At 71.1% G+C, this 26,974-nt stretch carries 2 protein-coding genes; both read right to left on the reverse strand.

Features of this window, described 5'->3' with window-relative positions:
- Positions 1 to 159: 159 nt before the first annotated feature.
- Positions 160 to 9,144, reverse strand: coding sequence for a type I polyketide synthase (locus tag ACIOJD_RS26290; protein WP_401918020.1), 8,985 nt, complete (start codon positions 9,142 to 9,144; stop codon positions 160 to 162).
- 15 nt (positions 9,145 to 9,159) lie between these two features.
- Positions 9,160 to 26,973 (reverse strand): type I polyketide synthase, encoded by a 17,814-nt coding sequence (locus ACIOJD_RS26295; protein ID WP_401918022.1) that lies wholly within the window; start codon positions 26,971 to 26,973, stop codon positions 9,160 to 9,162.
- Between the last annotated feature and the right edge of the window lies 1 nt (position 26,974).

The raw sequence follows: 26,974 nt of genomic DNA on the forward strand, positions 1-26,974 counted from the left end.
AAACCGAGAGCCGAAGGCCACCGCGTGGGGTTCCCCCCGCTCCCGCGGTGGCCTTCTTCGTGGCCGCACCGGCCGGTGCGAAGGGGGACCGGCCGGTGCGGTGCTACCGGGCCACCGGCCGGTGCCGTACGGCTACCGGCCAGGACCCACCGCCTGATGTCACTCCTGGTCCCTGAGCCACTCGTGGACCCGCCGCGCGGTGGTCTCCGCGTCGTTCTCCATCAACGTGAAGTGATTGCCGGTCACTTCGAGCATCTCGTGCTCCAGCGGCCAGGACGGCCGTGTGGCCTCCAGCAGCAGCTCGGGGACGAACTCGGCCGCTCGTACGAACAGCGTCCGGGTGGTGACGGGCTCCGGACGCCAGCCGGTGAACAGGCCCGCGTAGTGCGTCATGGCGGTCAGCTGGTCGTCGTCCACCGGGACGTCCGGGAAGCGGCCCATCAGCCGATGAGTGGTGATCGCCATGCCGAGCGCGAGGTCCGCGCCCGCGCCGGCCGGGGTGTCCAGCAGGACCAGCGTGCGCGGCGGGGTGCCCAGTGCCTCCAGCCGCGCCGTAAGGGCGTGGGCGAGCCAGCCGCCCGAGGAGTAGGCGACGAGCGTGAGCGGCTTGTCGCCGAACGCGCGCCGCACCGCGTCCGCCTGCCGCGCGACAGCGGCGTCGAGACCGGCGGGAAGCGCCTCGTCCCGGCCGCTGCCCGGAGTGGGCAGGACCCAGACGTCGCGGGTGCCGCGCAGCGCTCGGGCGAACCGGGCGAACTGGTACGGGCTCGCCGGGGCCACCAACGAGGGCACGCACAGCAGGGGTTCGGCCTCCGAGCCGTCCGAGAGCCGCACCGGCTCCGCACCGGCCGACGTCCCGTCACCGGTGTCGGAGACGTGGAACCTGGGGCGCGCCCCGGCCGCGAGGTCGAGCAGGTCCATGCCGCGCTCGTACCGTTCCTGGTCGAAGGCGTGCCGGAACAGGTGGGTGACGGTCCCACCCGGTGCCGCGCGCCCCGGGGCGACCGGAGCCGCCGGAGCCGCCGGACCGGTCCGAATCTCCGAGCCGGTCGGAGTCTCCGAGCCGGTCGGAGCCGCTGCGTCACCCGGAGTCGTCTGGTCGGTCGGACTCGGCAGGACGGTCAGAGTCGGCTGGTCGGTCGGACTCGCCTGGCCGGTCGTGACCGTCGTCCCGGTGAGTCCCGCCAGCCCGGTCATGAGATGGGTGGCCAGCGCCCGGGGTGTCGGGTGTTCGAACAGCGCCTCTGCCGTCAGTACGAGTCCGGTCGCCCGGCTGAGCCTGGCGCGCAGGTCGGTGATCGACAGGGAGGTGAAGCCCGCTTCGAGGAATTTACGGCCGACGCCCACCTCCGCCAGGTCGGTGTGCCCGAGGATGGCGGCGACCTGCGACGTGATCAGGGCGAGCAGCGCCCGGTCCTGTTCCTCTGCGGTCATCTCCCTTAGCCGGGAGGCGAGTTCACGGTCGTCTTCGGTCAGCTCGGGCTCCGGCAGAGCGGCGTCCGCCGGCTCGGGCCGGCGCGTGTCCCATTGCGAGGGCAGCGAACCGCTCCCCGGCGCGACGGCCCGGTCCGGCAGCCAGAAGCGACGGCGCCGGAAGGCGTACGTCGGCAGTTCGACGCGCCGAGCGCCGGTTCCGGCGAAGAGCGCGGCCCAGTCCACGTCCGCGCCGCGCACGAACATCTCGGCGACGGCGGTCAGCGCGCTCTCGGTCTCGGCGCGGTCCCCGCGCAGCACGGAGACCGCCACGTCCACGTCGGAGCGTACGAGCGAGCTGAGCACCGGATCGGGGCCGACCTCCAACAGGCGGGTCACACCCAGTTCACCGGTCGCGGTCCGTACGGCGTCGTGGAAGCGGACCGGCCGACGCACCTGCCGCACCCAGTAGTCGGCGGTGGCCCAGTCCCGCTCCCCCATCGGCTCCCCGGTGAGGGTACTGGCAGCAGGGAGCACCGGCTGACGGTAGCCGACGCTCTCCGCGACGCGGGCGAAGTCCTCCAGCATCGGCTCCATCAGCGGGGAGTGGAAGGCATGGCTGACCCGCAGCCGGGACACCCGGCGGCCTTCGGCGCGGGCCACGGACAGCGCACGCTCGACCTCGTTCTCGTCGCCGGAGACGACCACCGCCGAGGGGCCGTTCACGGCCGCGATCACGACGCGCGCCCCCGCAGGGGCGTCCTTGGCCGTCTCTTCGAGGATACGGAGACTCTCGTCCTCGTCGGCCTCGATCGCCGCCATCGCTCCGCCCGTGGGCAGAGCCTGCATCAGACGGGCGCGTGCGGCGACCAGCCGGGCGGCGTCCGGGAGTTCGAACACCCCGGCGGTGTACGCGGCGACCAGCTCACCCACGGAGTGGCCGAACACGGCGTCGGGGCTCATGCCCCAGGACCGCAGCAGCTTCACGAGGGCGATCTGCACCGCGAACAGGGCGGGCTGGGCGTAACCGGTCCGGTCCAGCAGTGCCGCCTCGGCCGAGCCCTCGTCCGCGAACAACACCTCCCGAAGGGACACATCGAACCCGGCGGCGCCGTCCAGCTCCGCGTCCAGGTGGGCGCACACCTTGTCCAGGGCATGGGCGAACACCGGGAACGTGGCGTGGAGTTCACGCCCCATTCCGACGCGCTGGCTGCCCTGCCCCGTGAACATCCATGCCGTGCGCCCCTCGGACACGACGCCCGACACCGCAGAGACATCGCTGTCGGCCAGAGCCGTCAGTCCCGTACGGAGTGCGGGGGCGTCGGCGCCGAGCACCACGGCGCGATGGTCGAGAAGGGCGCGGGTCGTGACCAGCGACAGGCCGACGGCCAGGGGCGAGTCGTCCCGGTCGTCGAGGAACGCCGCGAGGCGGCCGGCCTGGGCCCGCACCGTCCGCGCGTCACGGCCGGAGAGCACCCAGGGCACCACCGGCAGTTCCGCAGACGGCTGTTCGTCCGAACCAAGCGTGGGCGCCACGGGGGTGGTCGCTGCGGACGTGGGCGCTGCGGGCTTGGGCTCGGGGGCCTCTTCGAGGATGACGTGGGCGTTGGTGCCGCTGATCCCGAACGAGGACACACCGACGCGACGGGTCCGCTCTCCGCGCGGCCATTCCCGGGCCTCGCTCAACACCCGTACGGCACCCGCGTCCCAGTCCACCCGGGACGAGGGCTCATCCGCGTACAGCGTCTTCGGCAACCGCTCCTCACGCAACGCCAGAATCATCTTGATCAGCCCGGCAGCACCAGCGGCGGCCTGGGTGTGGCCGATGTTCGACTTCACCGAACCCAGCCACAACGGCTCGCCGCCGTTACGACCCTGGCCATACGTCGCGAGCAGCGCCTGCGCCTCGATCGGGTCACCCAGACTCGTACCCGTACCATGCGCCTCCACCGCGTCCACCTCCGACACCGAAAGCCCACCAGCCGCGAGCGCCTGACGGATCACTCGCTGCTGCGACGGGCCGTTCGGAGCCGTCAGACCATTCGACGCACCATCCTGATTGACCGCACTGCCCCGCACGACCGCCAGCACGTCGTGCCCCAGCCGCCGCGCGTCCGAAAGGCGTTCGAGTACGAGAACCCCGGCGCCCTCGGACCAGCCCGTACCGTCCGCGCCCTCACCGAACGCCTTGCACCGGCCGTCCGGCGCGAGTCCGCGCTGCTGGGAGAACTCCAAGAAGGTCGCCGGGGTGGACATGACGGTCGCGCCACCCGCGAGGGCCATGCGGCACTCCCCCGACCGCAGTGCCTGGCTCGCCAGGTGCAGCGCCACCAGCGCCGATGAGCATGCCGTATCGATTGTCACCGCTGGGCCTTCCAGGCCCAAGGCGTACGAGATCCGGCCGGAGATCACACTGGCCGCCGAACCCGTACCGACAAAACCCTCCACACCGTCCAGGCGACCGCCCACGGTATGCAGATAGTCCTGGCCGTTGGTGCCCGTGAACACACCAGTGGCGGAACCGCGCAGGGACAACGGGTCGATCCCTGCCCGCTCCAGGGCCTCCCACGACGTCTCCAGCAGCAACCGCTGCTGCGGATCCATGGCGAGTGCCTCGCGCGGGGAGATCCCGAACAGCCCCGCGTCGAACTCCGCCACGCCTTCGATGAACCCGCCGACGCGTACGTAACTCGTGCCCACCCGGGACGGGTCGGGGTCGTACAGCGCGTCGAGATCCCACCCCCGGTCGTCGGGGAACGGCGAGAGACCATCCCCCTCCGAGGACAGCAGATCCCACAATGCCTCGGGCGAGTCGACACCACTCGGGAAGCGGCACCCCATGCCCACGACGACGATCGGGTCGTCCGTCGTGTCGGCCGCACCGACCGGCGCGCCGTGTCCGGGGACGACGTCCGTCACCGGCGCCTCCCCCACGATCTGTTCCCGCAGGAACCCCGCGAGGGCGGAGGGAGTCGGATGGTCGAAGACGAGTGTGGCCGGCAGCGGCTGAGCGGTAGCCTGGGCCAGGCGGTTGCGCAGATCAACGGCGGTGAGGGAGTCGAATCCGAGGTCCTTGAACGCCCGGCCGGGGTCGACCGTGGCAGCCGAGGAATGCCCGAGCACGGTGGCGACCTGGGACTGGACCAGTGTGAGCACCGCCCGGCGCTGCTCGGCCGCCGAACGGCCACGCAGCCGCGCCGCGAGTTCACCGTCGCTCCCGGTGGCGGGAGTACGCTCCACCGCCACCCCGGGCAGGTCAGCCATCAGCGGGCTGGGGCGGGTGAATGCCATGGTGGCGGCGAAGCGCTGCCAGTCGACATCGACCACGGTCGGGCAGACCCGCCCGTCCCCGAGCACCTGCCGCAGGGCGGCGATGGCACGCTCCGGGGCAAGCGGACGCACACCCAGGCGACGGAAGTGCTCCGCCACGGTCGAGTCGGCGGCCATGCCGTCGCCACCCCACGGCCCCCAGGCCACCGACGTCGCGGCCAGACCCAGACCACGCCGGTACTGAGCCAGAGCATCCAGATACGCATTGGCAGCGGCATAGGCCGCCTGACCCGCATTTCCGACAACACCGGCGATGGACGAGAACAGGACGAAGGCGTCAAGCTCCCGGTCAGCCGTCAACTCATGCAGGAGACGCGCCGCATCCGCCTTCGCCGACAACACCCGCGCCAACCGCTCAGGCGTCAACTCGGCCGCCAGACCATCCTCAAGAACCCCGGCCGTATGCACAACCCCCGACAGCGGGAACTCCTCAGGGATACCGTCCAGCACCGCCCGAACAGCGTCACGATCAGCGACATCACACGCCACGAACCTGACCTCAGCACCCAACTCGGTCAGCTCACGCCGCAGTTCCTCAGCACCAGGGGCCTGATCACCACGGCGGGACAGCAGCACCAGACGCTCAGCACCCGAAGATGCCAACCAACGCGCCACATGCCCACCCAAAGCACCCGAACCACCAGTCACCAACACCGTGCCACGCGGCGACCAGCACTCCCCACGACCAGCACCAGCCGCATCAGACACCAACCGCGCCGCGAAAGCACCCGAAGACCGTACGGCTACCTGGTCCTCGCCACCGGCACCCGCCAGCACCGACACCAGCCGGGAGACACTGCGACTGTCCGCGTCCTCCGGCAGATCGACCAGACCACCCCAACGCTCAGGCTGCTCCAACGCCACCGTACGACCCAGACCCCACACCTGAGACAGTGCCGGATCCACCAACAACTCACCCGACGCAACCGACACCGCCCCACGCGTCACACACCACACACGCGCCGCGCTATCAGCCTCCGCCAGCGCCTGCACCAGAGCCAGCGTCATCTCAGCGGTGGACAGCAGAGACACAACCCCGGCCGCCTCCGGCAGGGCAGTCTCGGCACTGAGCCGGGCTGCCAGAGACTCACGCGTGTCGTCGGCGGACACCGGTACAGCGATCGCTTCCGCGCCGGACAGCCGCAAGGCCCCGATCACAGCGTCATGTCCGGCGTCGACGCTAGCGTCTCCGCCTTCATCAGGAACGGCCTCGTGCGGGACGGCCACCAGCCAGGTTCCGGACAGCCGGGCCGAGGCCGGGAAATTCGCCGGCTTCCACTGCACCCGGTAGCGCCAGCCCGACAGCTCCGACTCCGCGCGGTGCCGCGACCGCCAGTCCGAGAGCACCGGCACGACCGCGTCCAACGGCGTGGCTGCGGGAACTCCCAACTGCCCGGCCAGGGATTCCACATCGCCCTGCTCGATCAGCTCCCAGAAGCGTCGCTCGATCCCGAGGGACTCGGCGATCTCCTCCGCCGGAAGTTCCCGGTCCAGCAGCCAGAACCGCTCCCGCTGGAAGGCGTACGTCGGCAGCTCCACCCGCCGGGCGCCGGTCCCGGCGAACACCGCCGCCCAGTCGACCTTGGCCCCGCTCACGAACATGCGGGCCACTGCCGCCATCAGCGTCCCGGACTCCGCCCGGTCCTTCCGCAGAACCGCCACCGCGTCGACACCATCCGCATCAGCGGAATCCGCGTCAGCGACCACGGACTGGGCGAGGCCGCTGAGCACCGGATCGGGGCCCAGCTCCAGCAGCCGGGCCGCGCCCTGTCCGGCGGTCGCGGTCCGCAGCGCGTCGTGGAAGCGCACCGGCCGGTGCACCTGGCGCACCCAGTAATCCGGGGTCGCCCAGTCCTCGCCGGTCACCAGCTCGCCGGTGACGGTACTGACCGCCCGTGTACGGGGAGCCCGGTAGGTGATCCCGGCAGCGATCCGGGCGAACTCGTCGAGCATCGGGCGCATCAGCGGAGAGTGGAAAGCGTGGCTCACCCGCAGCCGGGAGACACGTCGGCCCCGCTCATGGGCTACGGCCGTCGCCCGTTCCACGACATCCTCGGTACCGGAGATCACCACCGCCGAGGGGCCGTTGACGGCCGCGATCGAGGCTCCGTCGCGGTCTCCGTATCGGTCGCCGTCGCCGTCGCTGTCTCCGTCTTCGTCTTCGTTGGAGAGCCCGTTCAGGATCTCCAGCACCTCGTCCTCGGTGGCCTCGATCGCGGCCATCGCGCCACCGCCGGGCAGCGCCTGCATCAGGCGGGCCCGAGCCGCCACCAGCCGGGCGGCATCGGCCAGTTCGAACACACCGGCCGTGTACGCGGCGGCGAACTCGCCGATCGAGTGACCCAGCAGTACGTCGGGCCGCATGCCCCAGGACCGCAGCAGTTCCACGAGGGCGATCTGCACCGCGAACAGGGCGGGCTGGGCGTAGCCGGTCCGGTCCAGCAGCGCCGCCTCGGCCGAGCCCTCGTCCGCGAACAACACCTCCCGAAGGGACACATCGAATCCGGCGGCGCCTGACAGTTCGCTGTCCAGGAGGCCGCATATCTCGTCCAGGGTCCGCGCGAACTCCGGGTACCTGCCGTGGAGTTCACGGCCCATGCCGACGCGCTGGCTGCCCTGGCCGGTGAACATCCACGCCGTACGGCCCTTGCGTACCGCTCCGGTGACGACATCGGCCACCACGGACGCGTCGGCCTCGGCCGCGCCGGACAGTGCGGTGGCGCCCGCGCGCAGGGTCGGGCCGTCGGCGGCGAGCACCACCGCCCGGTGCTCCAGGACGGCGCGGGTGGTCGCGAGCGAAAGGCCGACGTCCGCCGGGGAGGCGGGCCTGCCGTCGAGGAAGGCCCCGAGGCGGCCGGCCTGGGCACGCACCGCGTCCGGGGTGCGGCCGGACAGCACCCAGGGCACCACCGGCAGCTCTGCGGACGGCTGTTCCACTGACGGCAGCCCCGGCTGCACCGGCTGCTCGGACTGTCCCGGCTGCGCCGGCAGCTCGGGCGCTGCCGCCGTGGTCTTCGGTGCCTCTTCGAGGATGACGTGTGCGTTGGTACCGCTGATTCCGAACGAGGAGACGCCCGCCCGGCGCGAACGCTCGCCGCGTGGCCACTCCCTGGAGTCGGTCAACAGCCGTACCGCGCCCGCCTCCCAGTCCACATGGGAGGAGGGCGCGTCCACGAACAACGTCTTCGGCAAACGCTGTTCGCGCAGTGCCATGACCATCTTGATCAGCCCGGCGGCACCGGCGGCGGCCTGGGTGTGGCCGATGTTCGACTTCACCGAACCCAGCCACAACGGCTCGCCGTCGCCACGCTCGCGACCGTACGTCGCGAGCAGCGCCTGCGCCTCGATCGGGTCACCCAGACTCGTACCCGTACCATGCGCCTCCACCGCGTCCACCTCGGACGCCGAGACCCTCGCCGCCTTCAGAGCCTGGCGGATCACCCGCTGCTGCGACGGGCCGTTCGGAGCCGTCAGACCGTTCGACGCACCATCCTGATTGACCGCACTGCCCCGCACGACCGCCAGCACGTCGTGCCCCAGCCGCCGCGCGTCCGAAAGGCGTTCCACTACCAGCACGCCGGCCCCCTCGGACCAGCCCGTACCGTCCGCGCCTTCCGCGAACGCCTTGCACCGGCCGTCCGGTGCCAGCCCGCGCTGCTGGGAGAACTCGACGAAGGCCGCCGGGGTGGACATCACCGTCGCGCCGCCGACCAGCGCCATCCGGCATTCCCCGGAACGCAGTGCCTGGCTCGCCAGGTGCAGCGCCACCAGCGCCGACGAACACGCGGTGTCGACCGTCACCGCCGGACCTTCCAGACCCAAGGCGTACGAGATCCGGCCGGAGATCACACTGGCCGCCGACCCCGTACCGACAAAACCCTCCACGCCCTCCAGTCGGCCACCCACGGTATGCAGATAGTCCTGGCCGTTGGTCCCAGCGAACACACCGGTGGCGGAACCGCGCAGGGACAGCGGGTCGATGCCCGCTCGCTCCAGCGCCTCCCACGACGTCTCCAGCAGCAACCGCTGCTGCGGATCCATGGCGAGCGCCTCACGCGGCGAAATCCCGAACAGCTCGGCGTCGAACTCCGCCGCGCCTTCGATGAACCCGCCGACGCGCACGTACGTCGATCCGGTGCGCCCCGGCTCGGGGTCGAACACCGCGTCGAGGTCCCAGCCCCGGTCGGCCGGGAATGGCGAGAGACCGTCACCGGCCGAGGACAGCAGATCCCACAGCGCCTCGGGCGAGTCGACACCACCGGGGAACCGGCAGCCCATCCCCACGATCGCGATCGGCTCATGGGAAGCGGCACGAAGCTGCTGATTCCGCTTCTTGAGCGTGTCGGTCTCCTCCAGGGACTTCCGGAGCGCCTGGACGACCTTTTCGTACGGTGCACTCATCTGTTGTGACCCCGATCAATCCTGTTCGAAGGGTTCGTCGTCGCCGAGCGCCATTTGTACGAGGTCGTCGACGTCCAGTCCGGCGATCGACCGCTGATCTTCGTCCTCGGTCCCCTCTTGCCCGTCGCCGGAATCCGAGCCGGAACCGTCGGCGGCCAGCCGCACCAAGGCGTCCATCAGTCCCGCCTCGCGGAACCGGTCCAGCGGTACGGACGCCAGGGCCCGCCGCAGCCGCTCCTCGTCCATCCCGAACTCCGCGTCGCCCAGGCCCGTGTCACCCGTTTCCGAGGCGTCGCCGGGGAACAGCTCTCCGCGCAGATAGCCGGCGAGAGAGGCGGGGGTGGGGTGATCGAAGACGAGTGTGGTCGGCAGCCGCAGCCCGGTGGACGTGGTGAGCCGGTTACGCAGGTCGACGGCGGTCAGGGAGTCGAAGCCGAAGTCCTTGAATGCGCGGTCGGCGTCGATCGCGGCTGCGGACGTGTGCCCCAGCACCACCGCGACCTGGGACTGCACCAGATCCAGCAGCGACGCTTCGCGCTCGCTCGCCGGCAGTTCCCGCAGCCGCCGTATCAGCTCGTCGGTCTCCTCGGCCCCGGAGCCGGCGGTGGCGGCCAGCGCGGCTGCCGCCTCCGGCAGGTCGGCGATGAGGGCGCTGGACCGTGCCAGGGTCAGCGAGGGCGCGAAGCGTGCCCAGTCGACATCGGCTACGGTCGCCTGCGCCCGGCCGTCGCCGAGCACCTGGTCGAGCGCGGCCACCGCGCGCCCCGGGGGCAGGACGCGGACACCGGAGCGGCGGAACCGTTCTCCGGCCACGTCCTCGGCGGCCATGCCGTCGCCGCCCCACGGCCCCCAGGCCACCGAGGTCGCCGCAAGCCCCAGTCCGCGCCGGTACTGCGCGAGGGCGTCGAGGTAGGCGTTGCCCGCCGCGTACGCGGACTGTCCGGCGCTGCCGAGGACCCCGGCGATGGAGGAGAACAGGACGAACATGTCCAGCTCCAGGTTCGCCGTCAGTTCGTGCAGATGCCGCGCGGCACCCGCCTTCGCGGCCAGGATGCCGGCCAGTCGCTCGGGCGTCAGGTCGGTGACGAGCCCGTCGTCCAGTACGCCCGCGGTGTGTACGACGCCGCTGAGCGGGGCGTCCTCGGGGAGGTCGGCCAGCACGGCGGCGAGGGCCGCGCGGTCGGTGATGTCGCAGTCGGCGAGCGTGACCCGCGCGCCGAGTGCGGTCAGCTCCTCCCGCAGTTCCTCGGCGCCCGGCGCCCGTGCGCCCCGGCGGGAGACCAGTACGAGGTGCTCCGCGCCCCGGGAGGCCAGTCGGCGCGCCACGTGCCCGCCCAGGGCACCGGTGCCGCCGGTGACGAGCACGGTGCCGCGCGACCGTCGGTCCGCACCGTCAGGCTGTGCGGAATCCGGGGCCGTGTCAGGTGTTGTGCCCACCTCCGTGTCAGGCGCCTCGTCCCGCGCCGTGTCGGGCGCCGCGTTCCGCGCCGTGTCAGGCGCCGCGCTCCGCGCCGTGTCCCTCATCAGCCGGGCCGCGTAAAGGCCCGAGGACCGCACCGCGACCTGGTCCTCGTAGCCGTCCGTACCGCCCACCGCGCCATGAGCCGGGGCGTCGGCGCTGCCTGCGGCAAGAACGGACACCAGGTGGGTCAGGCTCTCAGCGCCGATCTCCTCGGGCAGATCGACCAGACCGCCCCAGCGCTGCGGCTGCTCGAGGGCCACGGTCCTGCCCAGGCCCCAGAGTTGGGCCTGCGCCGGGTTCACCAGCCGCTCCCCCGCGCCCACCGAGACGGCGGAGCTGGTCAGGCACCACAGCGGCGCCATCGCTTCCGCGTCGGCCGACGCCTGCACCAGCGTCAGCGTCGTGGCCGTCGCGACCGGTACCTCCCGCCCGTCCGCGACCGCGCCTTCGTGACCGGTATCGGCCCAGGCCAGGAGGGATACGACACCGCCGTCCGGCGAGGCCGCGCGGATCCGGCCGGCGAGCTCTTCGCGGCTCGTCGTGTCGGCGACGGTCAGTACGGTGACGTGCGCCGCGCCGCCCGCACGCAGGGCCTGTTCGCAGCTCTCGGCCAGGCCGTCGTGCGTGGCGGTCATCCGTTGCGGTACGACCAGCAGCCAGGCGCCCGACAGCCGGCCCGCCGCCGACGCGCTCGTCCGCTTCCACACCACGCCGTAGCGCCAGCCGGACAGTTCCGACTCTTCCCGCTGCCGTTTCCGCCACGTCGACAGCATCGGCAGCACACTGTCCAGCGAGGTGCCGACATCGACTCCGAGTTGCCCCGCGAGGGACTCGGCGTCGCCGTGCTCGACCAGCTCCCAGAACTCGGCGTCGATGCCGCTCAGGCCCGTGTCGGCCGTGGCCACCCGCCGGTTCCTGCGGTCCCGCAGCCAGAACCGCTGCCGCTGGAAGGGGTACGTCGGCAGATCCACCCGCCGCGCGCCGGTCCCGGCGAACACCGCCGCCCAGTCGACCTTGGCTCCCCGTACGAACAGTTCGGCCACCGCTGTCATCAAGGTCTCGGCGTCGGACCGGCCCTTGCGCAGAGCGGCCACGGCCACCACGGCGTCCGCCGCCGTACTCGCGTCCCCGGCCTCCATGGCGTCCGCTCGGGCGCGGGTGAGGGCCGTCAGCACCGGGTCGGGCCCGATCTCCAGCAGTCGGCTCACGCCCTGCTCACCCGTGGCCGTCCCGATCGCGTCGTGGAACCGCACCGGCTGCCGGACCTGGTTCACCCAGTAGTCCGGGGTCCCCCAGTCCTTCTCTCCGACGGCCTCTCCGGTGACGGTGCTGACCGCCGGGACAACGGGCTTCCGGTAGGCGATGCTTCCGGCGATGTCGGTGAACTCCGCCAGCATCGGCTCCATCAGCGGCGAGTGGAAGGCATGGCTGACCCGCAGCCGGGACACGCGGCGGCCCTGCTCACGGGCCGCCGCCATGGCCTGGTCGACCACGTCCTCGTCACCGGAGACCACCACGGCGGTCGGCCCGTTGACGGCCGCGACCGCGATCCGGTCTTGGCCGGAGAGGCCGTCGAGGATCTCCACGACCTCGTTCTCCGTCGCCTCGATCGCCGCCATCGCCCCGCCCGCCGGCAGTGCCTGCATCAGCCGGGCCCGTGCCGCGACCAGCCGGCAGCCATCCGCGAGATCGAACACCCGGGCGGTGTAAGCGGCGACCAGCTCACCGATCGAGTGCCCCAGCACCAGATCCGGGCGTACGCCCCAGGAGCGCAGGAGTTCCACCAACGCGGCCTGGACGGCGAAGAGTGCCGTCTGCGCGTAGCCCGTCCCGTCGAGCAGCGCCGCCTCGGCGCTGCCCTCGGCCGCGAACAGCACCTCCCGTACGGGCGCCGTGAAGCCGACGGCACCTGCCAGTTCGGTGTCGAGGTGGTCGCAGACCTCGTCGAGCGTCTTCGCGTACACGGGGAACCGCTCGTACAACTCGCGTCCCATGGCGAGGCGTTGGCTGCCCTGGCCGGTGAACATCCAGGCCGTACGGCCCTCGCCGACCACGCCGGACACCACAGTCGCGTCACCGTCGGCGAGCGCGGCCACTCCGGCGCGCAGCGCCTCGGCGCCTCCGCCCAGCACTACGGCACGGTGGTCGAGCATCGCGCGGCTGGTCGCCAGCGACAGACCGACGTCCACCGGTTCGAGGCCGCGTTCGCCACGTCGGTTACGTTCGTGGCCTTGTTCGTGGCCTTCATCGCCTGCGCCCAGGAAGGCCGTCAGACGGCCGGCCTGGTCACGTACCGCCCGCACGCTCCGGCCGGACAGCACCCACGGGACGACCGGCAGCTCGGCCGACGGCGGTTCCTCCACCGCAGCCGGTTCGTCGGCCGGAGCTTCCTCGATGATCAGGTGCGAGTTGGTGCCACTGATACCGAACGACGAGACACCCGCCCGGCGCGGACGCTCACCACGCGGCCACTCCCGGGCCTCGGCCAGCAGCTCGACCGCGCCGGAGTCCCAGTCCACATGGGACGAGGGCCGGCCCACGTGCAGGGTGCGTGGCAACCGCTCCTCACGCAGTGCCATCACCATCTTGATCACGCTCGCGGCACCCGCGCCCGCCTGAGCGTGCCCGATGTTCGACTTGATGGAGCCCAGCCACAGCGGATCCCGGTCGCCACGGCCCTGTCCGTAGGTGGCCAGCAGTGCCTGGGCCTCGATCGGGTCGCCCAGCTTCGTACCGGTACCGTGCGCCTCGACGACGTCCACGTCGGACGCGGACACCCGCGCCGTCTTCAACGCCTGCCGGATGACGCGCTGTTGGGAGGGTCCGTTGGGCGCGGTGAGACCGTTGGAGGCGCCGTCCTGGTTGACCGCGCTGCCCCGTACGACGGCGAGCACCGGATGGCCGAGGCGCCGCGCGTCGGACAGCCGCTCCAGTACGAGGATTCCGCCGCCCTCGGACCAGCCCGTACCGTCGGCCGCGTCCGCGAAGGACTTGCACCGGCCGTCCTCGGCGAGGCCTCCCTGGCGGGAGAACTCCACGAACATGCCGGGCGTCGCCATCACGGTGGCGCCTCCGGCGAGCGCCATCTCGCACTCGCCCGCGCGCAGGGCCTGGCAGGCCAGGTGCAGGGCGACCGAAGCGGACGAGCACGCCGTGTCCACCGACACCGCCGGGCCTTCCAGGCCCAGCACGTACGACAACCGGCCCGACGCGACACTCGGGGTGCTGCCGGTCAGCAGGTACCCGTCGGTCTCAGGATCCGATTCGTCCTCCTGGCCACTGGCGTAACCGTTGGCCGAGATGCCCGCGAAGACGCCGGTGGCCGAGCCGCGCAGGGAGAGCGGATCGATGCCCGCCCGCTCCAGCGCCTCCCAGGACGTCTCCAGCAGCAGCCGCTGCTGCGGATCCATGGCGAGGGCCTCACGCGGGGAGATCCCGAACAGCTCAGCGTCGAATTCCGTCGCCTCCGGTACGAACCCGCCGACGGTCGCGATGTCCTGCAACACCTGCTCGTTCCAGCCCCGGTCCACCGGTAGTGGCGACATCCCGTCACGCCCGGAGTCCACCAGGTCCCACAGTGTCTCCGGCGAGGTGATGCCGCCCGGATAGCGGCAGCCCATGCCGACGATCGCGATCGGGTCGTCGGCGACGTCCGCGCGCACGGCGGCACGTGCTTCCACGGCTTGATCCACGGTCTGGTCCGCGACCGCGCCGAGCAGCTGCTCGCGCATGTACCCGGCGAGGGAAGCCGGGGTGGGGTGGTCGAAGACCATCGTGGCGGGCAGGTTGAGCGCGGTGGCGGAGTTGAGACGGTTGCGCAGGTCGACGGCGGTGAGCGAGTCGAAGCCGAGGTCCTTGAACGCCCGCGTCGGGTCCACCGCAGCGCCCGAGGCATGCCCGAGCACGCCCGCGACCGAGGTCTGGACGACGTCGAGCAACATGTGTTCCTGCTCGTCCGGGGACAGTTCGCGCAGCCGCCGGGCGAGTGCGCCTCCATCGCCGGTGGAGGACTGTCCTGCCGTACGGCGCTGATGGGTTCCGGCCGGCACGAGCGCGTGCAGCAGGGCGGGCAGGCTCTCACGGTGTCCGGCCAGCGACGCGGTCCTCAACGCGACGGGCAGCGCCACCGGTTCATTGATCTGAAGCGCGGCATCGAGCAGTTCGAGCCCGTCGTCCGTCGACAGCGGCGGGAAACCCTGACGGCTGAGCCGGGAAACATCGGCCTCACTGAGCCGGCCACCCATCCCCTCCGACTGCTCCCACATACCCCAGGCAAGGGACACACCCGGCAGACCCTGCGCGCGGCGGGAGGACGCGAGCGCGTCGAGCACCGAGTTGGCCGCCGCATAGGCCGACTGACCCGCATTGCCCACCACACCCGCGATGGAGGAGAAGAGCACGAACATGTCGAGGTCTTGATCCGCGGTGAGTTCATGCAGGTGCAGAGCCGATTCGGCCTTGGCCGCGAGCACCCGGGCCAACCGCTCGGGAGTCAGATCCGCAATCAGACCGTCGTCCAGCACACCGGCCGCGTGCACAACCCCCGACAACGGAGCGTCGTCAGGAATACCGGCCAGGACATCGGCGAGGGCCGTACGGTCGCTGACATCACACGCGGTGACAGTCACCCGCGCACCGAATTCCACCAGCTCGCGCTGTACGTCCTGCGCACCCGGAGCCTCAAGACCCCGCCGGGACAACAGGACCAGGTCCCGGACACCGTGCCGGGTCACCAGATGACGAGCCACCACAGCACCCAGACCACCCGTACCACCCGTGATCAGGACGGTGCCGGGCTCCCGCCACGGCGCCGGAACCGTGAGTACGACCTTGCCGACGTGCTTGGCCTGCCCCAGGAACCGCAACGCCTCCGGCGCCCGCGCGATCTCCCACGACGTCACCGGAATCGGACGCAGCACACCCCGCTCGAACAGGTCCAGCAGCGCCGCCAGCATCTCCCCGATACGCTCCGGACCCGCCTCGACCATGTCGAAGGCCCGGTAGACCACACCCGCGTAAACGGCGGCTACCTCGTCCGCGTCACGGATATCGGTCTTGCCCATCTCCACGAACCGGCCACCCGGCTTCGTCAACCGCAACGACGCGTCGACGAACTCACCCGCCAGAGAGTCCAGTACGACATCCACCCCGGCACCATCCGTGGCCAGGGAGAAGGTCTTCTCGAAGTCTGTGGTCCGGGAGGAGGCGATACGGTCGGCGGCCACCCCGTACTCACGGACCACCGGCCACTTGGGCTCACTCGCGGTCGCAAACACCTCAGCGCCCAGATGCGCGGCCAACTGCACCGCCGCCGTCCCCACACCACCAGCGGCCGCATGGACCAGCACCGACTCACCCGGCTCCAGACCCGCCAGGTCAACGAGCGCGTAATAGGCCGTCAGGAACACCACCGGCACCGACGCCGCCTGCTCGAACGACCAACCCGACGGCATCCGCGCCAGCATCCGCGCATCCGCCACCGCCACCGGACCGAACCCACCGTCCAGCAGACCCATCACCCGGTCGCCCACCGCCAAGCCGGCCACACCCGGGCCGACTTCAAGGATCACACCGGAACCCTCCAGGCCCATCCGGCCCGGGTCACCCGGATACATCCCCAACACATTCAGCACATCACGGAAGTTCACACCAGCCGCACGCACACCGACCCGGACCTCACCCGGCTCCAGCGCACGCAGTTCCTCCGGCACCAGGGCCACACCATCCAGCCGGCCCTGATCGACCACGTCCATGCGCCACGTCCCAGCGGCGGGCGGAACCAGTACGCCGCCCGAGGACATCCGGACCATCCGGGGCAACCACACTTGACCGTCACGGACCGCACACTGGCCCTCGCGAAGCGCTCCGGCGACAGCGCCGAACGACTCGGCCTCAGAGTCCACATCCACCAGCGCGAACCGGCCGGGGTGTTCGCTGATCGCCGAGCGCACCAGACCCCAGGCACCCGCAACCGCAACATCCACACCCTCACCGTCGGACACCCGCACCGCACCCGACGTCAACACCACCAGACGCGCCCCCGCCAACCGGGACTCACCCAGCCACCCACGCACCACACCCAGAACACCCGATACCGCATCACCGACACCGCCGACACCAGCACCGTCGGTACCCGCGACCGGAAGCACCACCGTCTCAGGAACGGCCACCCCCTCATCCAGAGCAGCAACCAACGCCCCAAGATCCGCATAGGGCGTCACCGGAACACCGGCGTCACCCCACGCTCCTACCTCGGTCCCGCCCAGCACAGCCCACTCACCCGATGCGGTCACGGGTGCCGCCGATACCGGAGCGGGAACCCAGTCCAGCCGGAACAGACTGTCCGCCGTCGGGGAGTTCGCCGCCGCCAGGTCCGCGGCCGACACGGGACGCAGCATCAGCGAGTCGACCTCGGCGACCGGTTCACCGGAGGCGTCCGCCACCCGCAGCCCGATCTCGCCCGTACCGCGCGGGGTGAGCTTGGCTCGTACGGCGGAGGCGCCGACGGCGGAGAGGGACACACCCGACCACAGGAACGGCAGCAACGCGCCTTCCGACGCCTGCTCCTGGGTTCCCAGAGCGTGCAGCAGCGTGTCCAGCAGCGCCGGGTGCAGGCCGAAGCCGGCCGCGTCGCCGCGCACCGGTTCGGGCAGGGTGGCCTCGACGTACAGGTCCTCGCCCTGCCGCCACACCTCGCTCAGACCACGGAACGCCGGACCGTACGACAACCCCACGCCCGACAACCGCTCATACAACCCGTCAACCGCCACCGGCTCCGCACCCGCAGGCGGCCACGCCCGCAGATCCCAGTCAGCCGCGACCACGCCCTCCGCGACCAGCGCACCCGCAGCGTGCAACGTCCACGGCTGCTCAGCACCGGCGTCCTCGGCACGGGAGTAGACACGCAGGTCATGCCGGTCATCCCCGACGCGGTCGAGGACGATCTGTACCTGTACCGCGCCCTGTTCAGGCAGTACCAGCGGCGCCTGGAGCGTCAGGTCCTCGACGCGAGGACAGCCGACCCGGTCACCCGCCTCCACCGCCAGTTCCACGAACGCCGTACCCGGCACCAGCACCGAACCGGCCACCACATGATCGCCCAACCACGGATGCGACCCCACCGACAACCGCGACGTCAGCAACACCGCGTCCGAACCCGCCACCGACACCGCCGCACCCAACAACGGATGACCGGCAGCACCCAGCCCCAGGCCCTTCGCGTCGACGCTCGGCCGGGAGGACCGCATCCAGAAGCGTTCCCGCTGGAAGGCGTACGTCGGGAGGGCGATCCGCCGGGCGCCGCTGTCGGCGAACACGGCCGACCAGTCGGCCTTGTCCCCCCGTACGAACAGCTCCGCGACCGCGGTCATCAGGGTCTCGGCCTCGGCCCGGCCCTTGCGCAGCAGAGCGACCGCCGTGTCCACCTCGGTGGTGGCCAGGCTGGTCAGAACGGGGTCGGGGCCGATCTCCAGGAGCCGGGCCACCGCCTGTTCGCCGGTCGCGGCCAGCAGAGCGTCATGGAACCGGACCGGCTGCCTGACCTGGCGCACCCAGTAGTCCGGGGTGGCCCAGTCCTGTTCGCCGACGGGCTGTCCGGTGAGCGTGCTGACCGCCGGGAGCATCGGCTGCCGGTAGCTGATACCGGCCGCGATCTCGGTGAACTCCGCCAGCATCGGCTCCATCAGAGGCGAGTGGAAGGCATGGCTGACCCGCAGCCGGGACACGCGACGCTCCTGCTCACGGGCCGCCGCGATGGCCTGGTCGACCACGTCCTCGTCACCGGAGACCACCACGGCCGTCGGCCCGTTGACCGCCGCCACCGCGATCCGTGTACGGTCCGACAGGCCGGCGAGGATCTCCACGACCTCGTTCTCCGTCGCCTCGATCGCCGCCATCGCCCCACCCGCCGGCAGCGCCTGCATCAGCCGGGCCCTAGCCGCCACCAGCCGGGCGGCATCGGCAAGGCCGAACACACCGGCCGTGTACGCGGCGACCAGCTCGCCGATCGAGTGGCCCAGCACCAGGTCCGGACGTACGCCCCAGGAGCGTGTCAGCTCGACCAGGGCGGTCTGCACGGCGAACAGCGCGGTCTGTGTGTAACCGGTCCGGTCGAGGAGTCCCGCCTCGGCGGAACCCTCTTCCGCGAAGAGCACCTGCCGTACCGGGACCGGGAACTCGGCCGCACCGTCCAGCTCCTCATCGAGAAGTCGGCAGACCTCGTCAAGAGTCCGGGTGAAGACCGGGAACCGGCCGTACAGTTCGCGCCCCATGCCGAGCCGCTGGCTGCCCTGCCCCGTGAACATCCAGCCCGTACGGGCCTCGTTGGCCACACCGGACACCACCAGTGTGTCGCCCTCGGCGAGTGCCGCCACGCCCGAACGCAGGGCGGCGAGGTCGGTGCCCAGCACCACGGCCCGGTGCTCCAGCGCAGCGCGGGTCGTGCCCAGCGAGAGGCCCACATCAAGCGCGTCGACCTCGACATCGGCGTCAGCGTCAGCGTCAGCGGCGCGCTCGTCGAGGAAGGTCACCACGCGGGCCGCCTGGGCCCGCAGGGCCTCCTGGCTACGACCAGACAGGACCCACGGCACGACCGGCAGCTCGGCCGACGGCGGTTCCTCCGCCACGACCGGGGCGGGCTCGGGAGCCTCCTCGATGATCACGTGAGCGTTGGTTCCGCTGATGCCGAACGACGAGACGCCCGCCCGGCGCGGACGCTCGCCGCGCGGCCATTCCCGGGCCTCGGTCAGCAGCTCGACCGCGCCGGACTCCCAGTCGACGTGGGACGAGGGCTGGTCCACGTACAGGGTCTTCGGCAGCCGCTGCTCGCTCAGCGCCATGACCATCTTGATCAGCCCGGCAGCGCCGGCGGCGGCCTGGCTGTGCCCGATGTTCGACTTGACCGAGCCGAGCAGCAGGGGGTCCTGGTCGTCCCGGCCCTGCCCGTAGGTGGCGAGCAGCGCCTGGGCCTCGATCGGGTCGCCCAGACTCGTACCCGTACCGTGCGCCTCCACGGCGTCCACGTCGGACGGTGCCAGGCGCGCGTTGGCCAACGCCTGGCGGATGACGCGCTGTTGGGAGGGGCCGTTGGGCGCGGTGAGGCCGTTGGAGGCGCCGTCCTGGTTGACCGCGCTGCCCCGTACGAGGGCGAGCACCGGGTGGCCGAGGCGTCGCGCGTCCGAGAGGCGTTCCAGTACGAGAACACCGGCGCCCTCGGCCCAGCCCGTACCGTCGGCCGCCTCGGCGAACGACTTGCACCGGCCGTCGGCGGCCAGCCCGCCCTGCCGGGCGAATTCCAGGAAGATACCGGGCGTGGCCATCACCGTGGCGCCTCCGGCGAGTGCCATCTCGCACTCGCCCGCGCGCAGGGCCTGGCAGGCCAGGTGCAGGGCGACCAGGGCGGAGGAACACGCGGTGTCCACGGTGACCGCCGGGCCTTCGAAACCGAGCGCGTACGAGACACGGCCCGAGGCGACGCTGGGAATACTGCCGGTGAGCAGGTATCCGCCCGTCTCGCCTTCAGGGTCCCGCATGTCCCCGCCGTACCCGCTGCCCGAGACGCCCGAGAAGACACCGGTGGCCGAGCCGCGCAGGGAGAGCGGATCGATGCCCGCCCGCTCCAGCGCCTCCCACGATGTCTCCAGCAGCAGCCGCTGCTGCGGATCCATGGCGAGGGCCTCACGCGGGGAGATCCCGAACAGCTCCGCGTCGAACCGCGCGACGTCTTCCAGGAACCCGCCCACGGTGGCGATGTCGGGCATCGTCGGGACGTCCCAACCGCGGTCGGTCGGCAGCGGTACGGTTCCGTCCCGGCCGGAGGCGACCAAGTCCCAGAGGTTCTCGGGTGAGTTCGACCCGCCGGGGTAGCGGCAGCCCATGCCGACGATCACGATGGGATCGTCGTCGGTCCCGCGCGCGGCGGCCCCGGCCGAGGCGGCCGCGTTCTCGGCCGCCTCAATTGCCGCGCCCAGCGCCTGCGACCGCAGGTAACCAGCCAGTGCGACCGGAGTGGGGTGGTCGAAGATGATGGTGGCGGGCAGGCTGAGTGCGGTGGCGGAGTTGAGACGGTTGCGCAGGTCGACGGCGGTGAGCGAGTCGAAGCCCAGATCCTTGAACGCCCGTGTCGGTTCCACCGCGGCGGCGGAAGCGTGTCCGAGCACCCCGGCGACCGTCGTCTGTACGAGGTCGAGCAGCATCCGGTCCTGCTCGACGGGCGGCAGGCCCTGTAGGCGCCGGGCGAGTGCGCCTCCGTCGCCGGTGGAGGACTGTCCTGCCGTACGGCGCTGATGGGTTCCGGCCGGCACGAGCGCGTGCAGCAGGGCGGGCAGGCTCTCACGGTGCCCGGCCAGCGACGCGGTCCTCAACGCGACGGGCAGCGCCACCGGTTCATTGATCTGAAGCGCGGCATCCAGCAGTTCGAGCCCGTCGTCCGTCGACAGCGGCGGGAAACCCTGACGGCTGAGCCGGGAAACATCGGCCTCACTGAGCCGGCCACCCATCCCCTCCGACTGCTCCCACATACCCCAGGCAAGGGACACACCCGGCAGACCCTGCGCGCGCCTGGACTCCGCCAGACCGTCCAACATCGCGTTGCCCGCCGCGTAAGCCGACTGACCGGCATTACCGACAACGCCGGCGATGGAGGAGAAGAGCACGAACGTGTCGAGGTCTTGATCCGCGGTGAGTTCATGCAGGTGCAGAGCCGATTCGGCCTTGGCCGCCAGCACCCGGGCCAACCGCTCGGGAGTCAGATCCGCGATCAGACCGTCGTCCAGCACACCGGCCGCGTGCACAACCCCCGACAACGGAGCGTCATCGGGAACGGCGTCGAGGACAGCGGACAAGGCCGTACGGTCGCTGACATCACACGCGGTGACAGTCACCCGCGCACCGAGTTCCACCAGTTCCCGCTGTACGTCCTCCGCACCCGGAGCCTCAAGGCCGCGTCGGGACAGCAGTACCAGGTCCCGGACACCGTGCCGGGTCACCAGATGACGAGCCACCACAGCACCCAGACCACCCGTACCACCCGTGATCAGGACGGTGCCGGGCTCCCGCCACGGCGCCGGAACCGTGAGTACGACCTTGCCGACATGCTTGGCCTGCCCCAGGAACCGCAACGCCTCCGGCGCCCGCGCGATCTCCCACGACGTCACCGGAATCGGACGCAGCACACCCCGCTCGAACAGGTCCAGCAGCGCCGCCAGCATCTCCCCAATACGCTCCGGACCCGCCTCCACCACGTCGAAAGCCTGATACGAAACACCCTCGTACTCTGCCGCGACTTCGTCCGCGTCGCGGATATCGGTCTTGCCCATCTCCACGAACCGGCCACCCGGCTTCGTCAACCGCAACGACGCGTCGACGAACTCACCCGCCAGGCAGTCCAGTACGACGTCCATTCCAGCGCCGTCCGTGGTTCGGGAGAACGTCTCCTCGAAGTCTGTGGTCCGGGAGGAGGCGATACGGTCGGCGGCCACCCCGTACTCACGGACCACCGGCCACTTGGGCTCACTCGCGGTCGCAAACACCTCAGCGCCCAGATGCGCGGCCAACTGCACCGCCGCCGTCCCCACACCACCAGCGGCCGCATGGACCAGCACCGACTCACCCGGCTCCAGACCCGCCAGGTCAACGAGCGCGTAATAGGCCGTCAGGAACACCACCGGCACCGACGCCGCCTGCTCGAACGACCAACCCGACGGCATCCGCGCCAGCATCCGCGCATCCGCCACCGCCACCGGACCGAACCCACCGTCCAGCAGACCCATCACCCGGTCGCCCACCGCCAAGCCGGCCACATCCGAGCCGACTTCAAGGATCACGCCGGCGCCCTCGTGACCCATCCGGCCCGGGTCACCCGGATACATCCCCAACACATTCAGCACATCACGGAAGTTCACACCAGCCGCACGCACACCGACCCGGACCTCACCCGGCTCCAGCGCACGCAGTTCCTCCGGCACCAGGGCCACACCATCCAGCCGACCCTGATCCGCAACCTCCATACGCCAGGAGCCGGCCGTATTCGACGGTGGAATCAGCAGGCCGCCCGAGGACATCCGGACCATCCGGGGCAACCACACCCGACCGTCACGGACGGCCAGTTGACTCTCCCCGGACCCGGCCTCGTAGGCCGCGAGAGCACGGTAGGAATCCGACACGCCATCCAGATCAGCCAGCGCGAACCGGCCGGGGTGTTCGCTGATCGCCGAGCGCACCAGACCCCAGGCACCCGCAACCGCAACATCCACACCCTCACCGTCGGACACCCGCACCGCACCCGACGTCAACACCACCAGACGCGCCCCCGCCAACCGGGACTCACCCAGCCACCCACGCACCACACCCAGAACACCCGATACCGCATCACCGACACCGCCGACACCAGCACCGTCGGTACCCGCGACCGGAAGCACCACCGTCTCAGGAACGGCCGCCCCCTTATCCAGAGCAGCAACCAACGCCCCAAGATCCGCATAGGGCGTCACCGGAACACCGGCGTCACCCCACGCTCCTACCTCGGTCCCGCCCAGCACAGCCCACTCACCCGATGCGGTCACGGGTGCCGCCGATACCGGAGCGGGAACCCAGTCCAGCCGGAACAGACTGTCCGCGGTGGCGGACGCGGCGGCGTTCAGATCGGTGACCGAGACCGGGCGCAGTACGAGCGAGTCGACCTCGGCGACCGGTTCACCGGAGGCGTCCGCCACCCGCAGGGACACCTCACCCGTGCTCTGAGACGACGGCGACAGCCGGACCCGTACGGCGGAGGCGCCCACGGCGGACAGCGTCACGCCCGACCACAGGAACGGCAACATCGCCGTCGCGGCACTCGCACCGGTGCCGGTCTCGGTACCGGATTCGGCGCCGGTTTCGGTACCGTTTGCGGCGAGTCCCAGCGCGTGCAGCACGGTGTCGAGCAGTGCCGGATGGAGACCGTACGAAGAGGCGTCCTCCGCCTCGGTTTCCGGCAGGGCGGCCTCGATGTACAGGTCGTCCCCCTGCCGCCACACCTCGCGCAGTCCACGGAACGCGGGACCGTAGGACAGTCCCGCGCCCGACAACCGCTCATACAACCCGTCCACCGCCACAGGCTCCGCACCCACGGGCGGCCACGCCCGTAGATCCCAGTCAGCCTCGACCACGCCTTCCGCGACCAGCGCACCCGTCGCATGCATCGTCCACGGCTGCTCAGCACCGGCGTCCTCGGCACGGGAGTAGACACGCAGGTCATGCCGGCCGTCCTCGACGCGGTCGAGGGCGATCTGTATCTGGACCGCGCCCTCTTCCGGCAGCACCAACGGCGCCTGAAGCGTGAGGTCTTCGAGGCGGGCACACCCCACGTGGTCCCCGGCCCGGACGGCCAGTTCCACGAACGCCGTGCCCGGCACCAGCACCGAACCGGCCACCACGTGATCGCCCAACCACGGATGCGACCCCACCGACAACCGCGACGTCAACAACACCGCATCCGAACCCGCCACCGACACCGCCGCACCCAACAACGGATGACCGGCAGCACCCAGCCCCAGCCCCCGCGCGTCGGTGACCGGGCGTGTGGCGTCCAGCCAGTACCTCTGGCGTTGGAAGGCATACGTCGGCAGATCCACCCGGGCGGCGCCCGTGCCGGCGAACAGGGCCGCCCAGTCCACTTCCGCGCCACGTACGAACATCTCCGCGACCGCCGACAGGGCCGCTTCGGCTTCCGGCCGCCCCTTGCGCAGAACAGCCGCTGCCGTGACGTCCTCCGAGGCCGACTGAGCCAGCGCGGTCAGCACCGCGTCCGGCCCGATCTCCAGCAGCCGCGACACACCCTGAGCGCCCGTGGCCGTCTCCAGCGCTCCATGGAAGCGGACCGGCTCACGAACCTGCCGAACCCAGTAACCCCAAGACGCCCAGTCGCCCTCGGCCACCAACTCACCGGTCACCGTACTGACAGCGGGCAGAATCGGCTGCCGGTAGTCGACGGTCGCGGCGATCTGCTCGAACTCCGCCAGCATCGGCTCCATCAACGCCGAATGGAACGCATGACTCACCCGCAGACGAGAGACCCGGCGCCCCTGCTCACATACCACTGTCATGACGCGCTCGACCGCGTCGGCGTCGCCTGAAACGACCACCGCCGTCGGCCCGTTGACCGCCGCAACCGCGATCCGCGTACGGTCCGACAGCCCGGCGAGGATGTCAGTGACCTCGGCCTCGGTGGCCTCGACCGCCGCCATCGCACCACCCTCGGGCAGCGCCTGCATCAACCGCGCACGACCCGCCACCAACCGCGCGCCATCGGCCAGATCAAACACACCCGCCGCATACGCAGCCGCGAACTCACCAATCGAATGACCGAGCACCACATCCGGCGCCATGCCCCACGACCGGAGGAGTTCCACCAACGCCACCTGCACAGCGAACAACGCCGACTGCGCGTACCCGGTCAGATCCAGCAGCGCCGCCGCTTCCGAACCCTCCGCCGCGAACAACACCTCCCGCACCGGAACCCCGAAGCCCGGCCGACCCGCCAACTCGGCGTCCAGCAGGCCACAGACCTCGTCCAGAACCCGCGCGAACACCGGGAAACTCCCGTACAACTCACGGCCCATCCCAAGCCGTTGGCTGCCCTGCCCGGTGAACATCCACGCCGTACGACCCTCGGTCACCGCGCCCGACACCACACCCGCCGGATCCGTCAGACCGGCCACCAGGCTTGCCCTGTCCGAGCCCAACACCACTGCCCGGTGCTCCAGCACCGCACGAGTCGTGACCAGCGAGAAGCCCACATCGAGCGGAGAATGGTCCCCCTCGCCGACGAAAGCTTCGAGGCGATCCGCCTGCCCACGTACCGCCTGCGCACTACGCCCCGACAACACCCACGGCACGGCCGGCAGCTCGAATACAGGCCCGTCGTCGGCCACGGCCGCGACGGCGGTCCCGGAATCACCCGCCGGCTCGTTGTCGCCCTCGGTCGCGGCCCCGGTCTCCGTCCCGACGGGGGTTTCCTCAAGGATGACGTGGGCGTTGGTGCCGCTGATGCCGAACGAGGAAACCCCCGCGCGGCGGGGGTGTTCGGTACGGGGCCAGGGGCGTTCCTCGGCCAGCAGACGTACCGCACCCGCTTCCCAGTTGACGTGGGACGAGGGTTCGGCCGCGTGCAGACTGCGGGGCAGTTCCCCGGCGCGCAGCGCCATCACCATCTTGATGACACCGGCGACGCCCGCGGCGGCCTGGGTGTGTCCGAAGTTCGACTTCACCGAGCCGAGCCACAGTGGTTCTGCGCCGTCGCGCCCCTGCCCGTATGTGGAGAGCAGCGCATGGGCCTCGATCGGGTCACCCAGCGTCGTACCGGTGCCATGGGCCTCCACCGCGTCCACGTCGGACGGTGTCAGGCGCGCGTTGGCCAGCGCCTGGCGGATGACACGCTGCTGCGAGGGACCGTTCGGGGCGCTCAGTCCGTTCGAAGCGCCGTCCTGGTTGACGGCGCTGCCGCGAATCACCGCGAGCACCGGGTGGCCCAGCCGCTGTGCCTCGGACAGCCGTTCCAGTACGAGCACTCCGGCGCCCTCGGCCCAGGCGGTGCCGTCCGCCGCTTCGGAGAACGGCTTGCACCGGCCGTCGGCCGCGAGGCCGCGCTGCCGGGAGAACTCCACGAACGTCGTCGGGCTGGACATCACGGTGACACCACCGGCGAGTGCCATTCCGCACTCGCGGGTCCGCAGCGCGTGGCAGGCGAGGTGCAGCGACACCAGGGAGGAGGAGCAAGCGGTGTCCAGCGTCACCGCGGGGCCCTCGAACCCGAAGACGTAACTGATCCGTCCGGAGAAGACGCTGCCCGCGTTGCCGTTGGCGAGGAAACCCTCGACGTCCTTGGGTACGTCGTGCAGGCGGGACGCGTAGTCGTGGTACATCAGCCCGGCGAACACACCGGTGGACGAGCGGCGCAGGGAGTGCGGGTCGATGCCCGCACGCTCCAGCGCTTCCCACGAGGTCTCCAGGAGCAGCCGCTGCTGCGGATCCATGGCGAGAGCCTCGCGCGGGGAGATCCCGAACAGCTCGGCGTCGAACTCGGCCGCCTCGTGCAGGAATCCGCCCTCGCGTACGGACGAGGTGCCCGGCCGCTCGGTGTCCGGGTCGAAGAGTGTGCCGGTGTCCCAGCCGCGGTCGGTGGGGAAGGGCGTGATGCCGTCCTCACCGGAGCTGACCAGCCTCCACAGGTCCTCCGGCGAGGCCACCCCGCCGGGGTAGCGGCAGCCCATGCCCACGATCGCGATGGGTTCGTGCTCTTTCGCTTCGGCTTCGCTCAGGCGAAGGTGAGCTCCGCGAGCATCGGCGATCGCGCGCTTGAGATATTCCCGGAGCTTGTCTTCGTTCGCCATG

The sequence above is a fragment of the Streptomyces sp. NPDC088116 genome (assembly GCF_044741745.1).
In the GTDB taxonomy this organism is placed as follows: Bacteria; Actinomycetota; Actinomycetes; order Streptomycetales; family Streptomycetaceae; genus Streptomyces.

Coding starts and splice junctions, on each gene's coding strand:
- ACIOJD_RS26290 (WP_401918020.1), bottom strand. CDS start 9,144: ATGAGTGCACCGTACGAAAAGGTCGTCCAGGCGCTCCGGAAGTCCCTG.
- ACIOJD_RS26295 (WP_401918022.1), bottom strand. CDS start 26,973: ATGGCGAACGAAGACAAGCTCCGGGAATATCTCAAGCGCGCGATCGCC.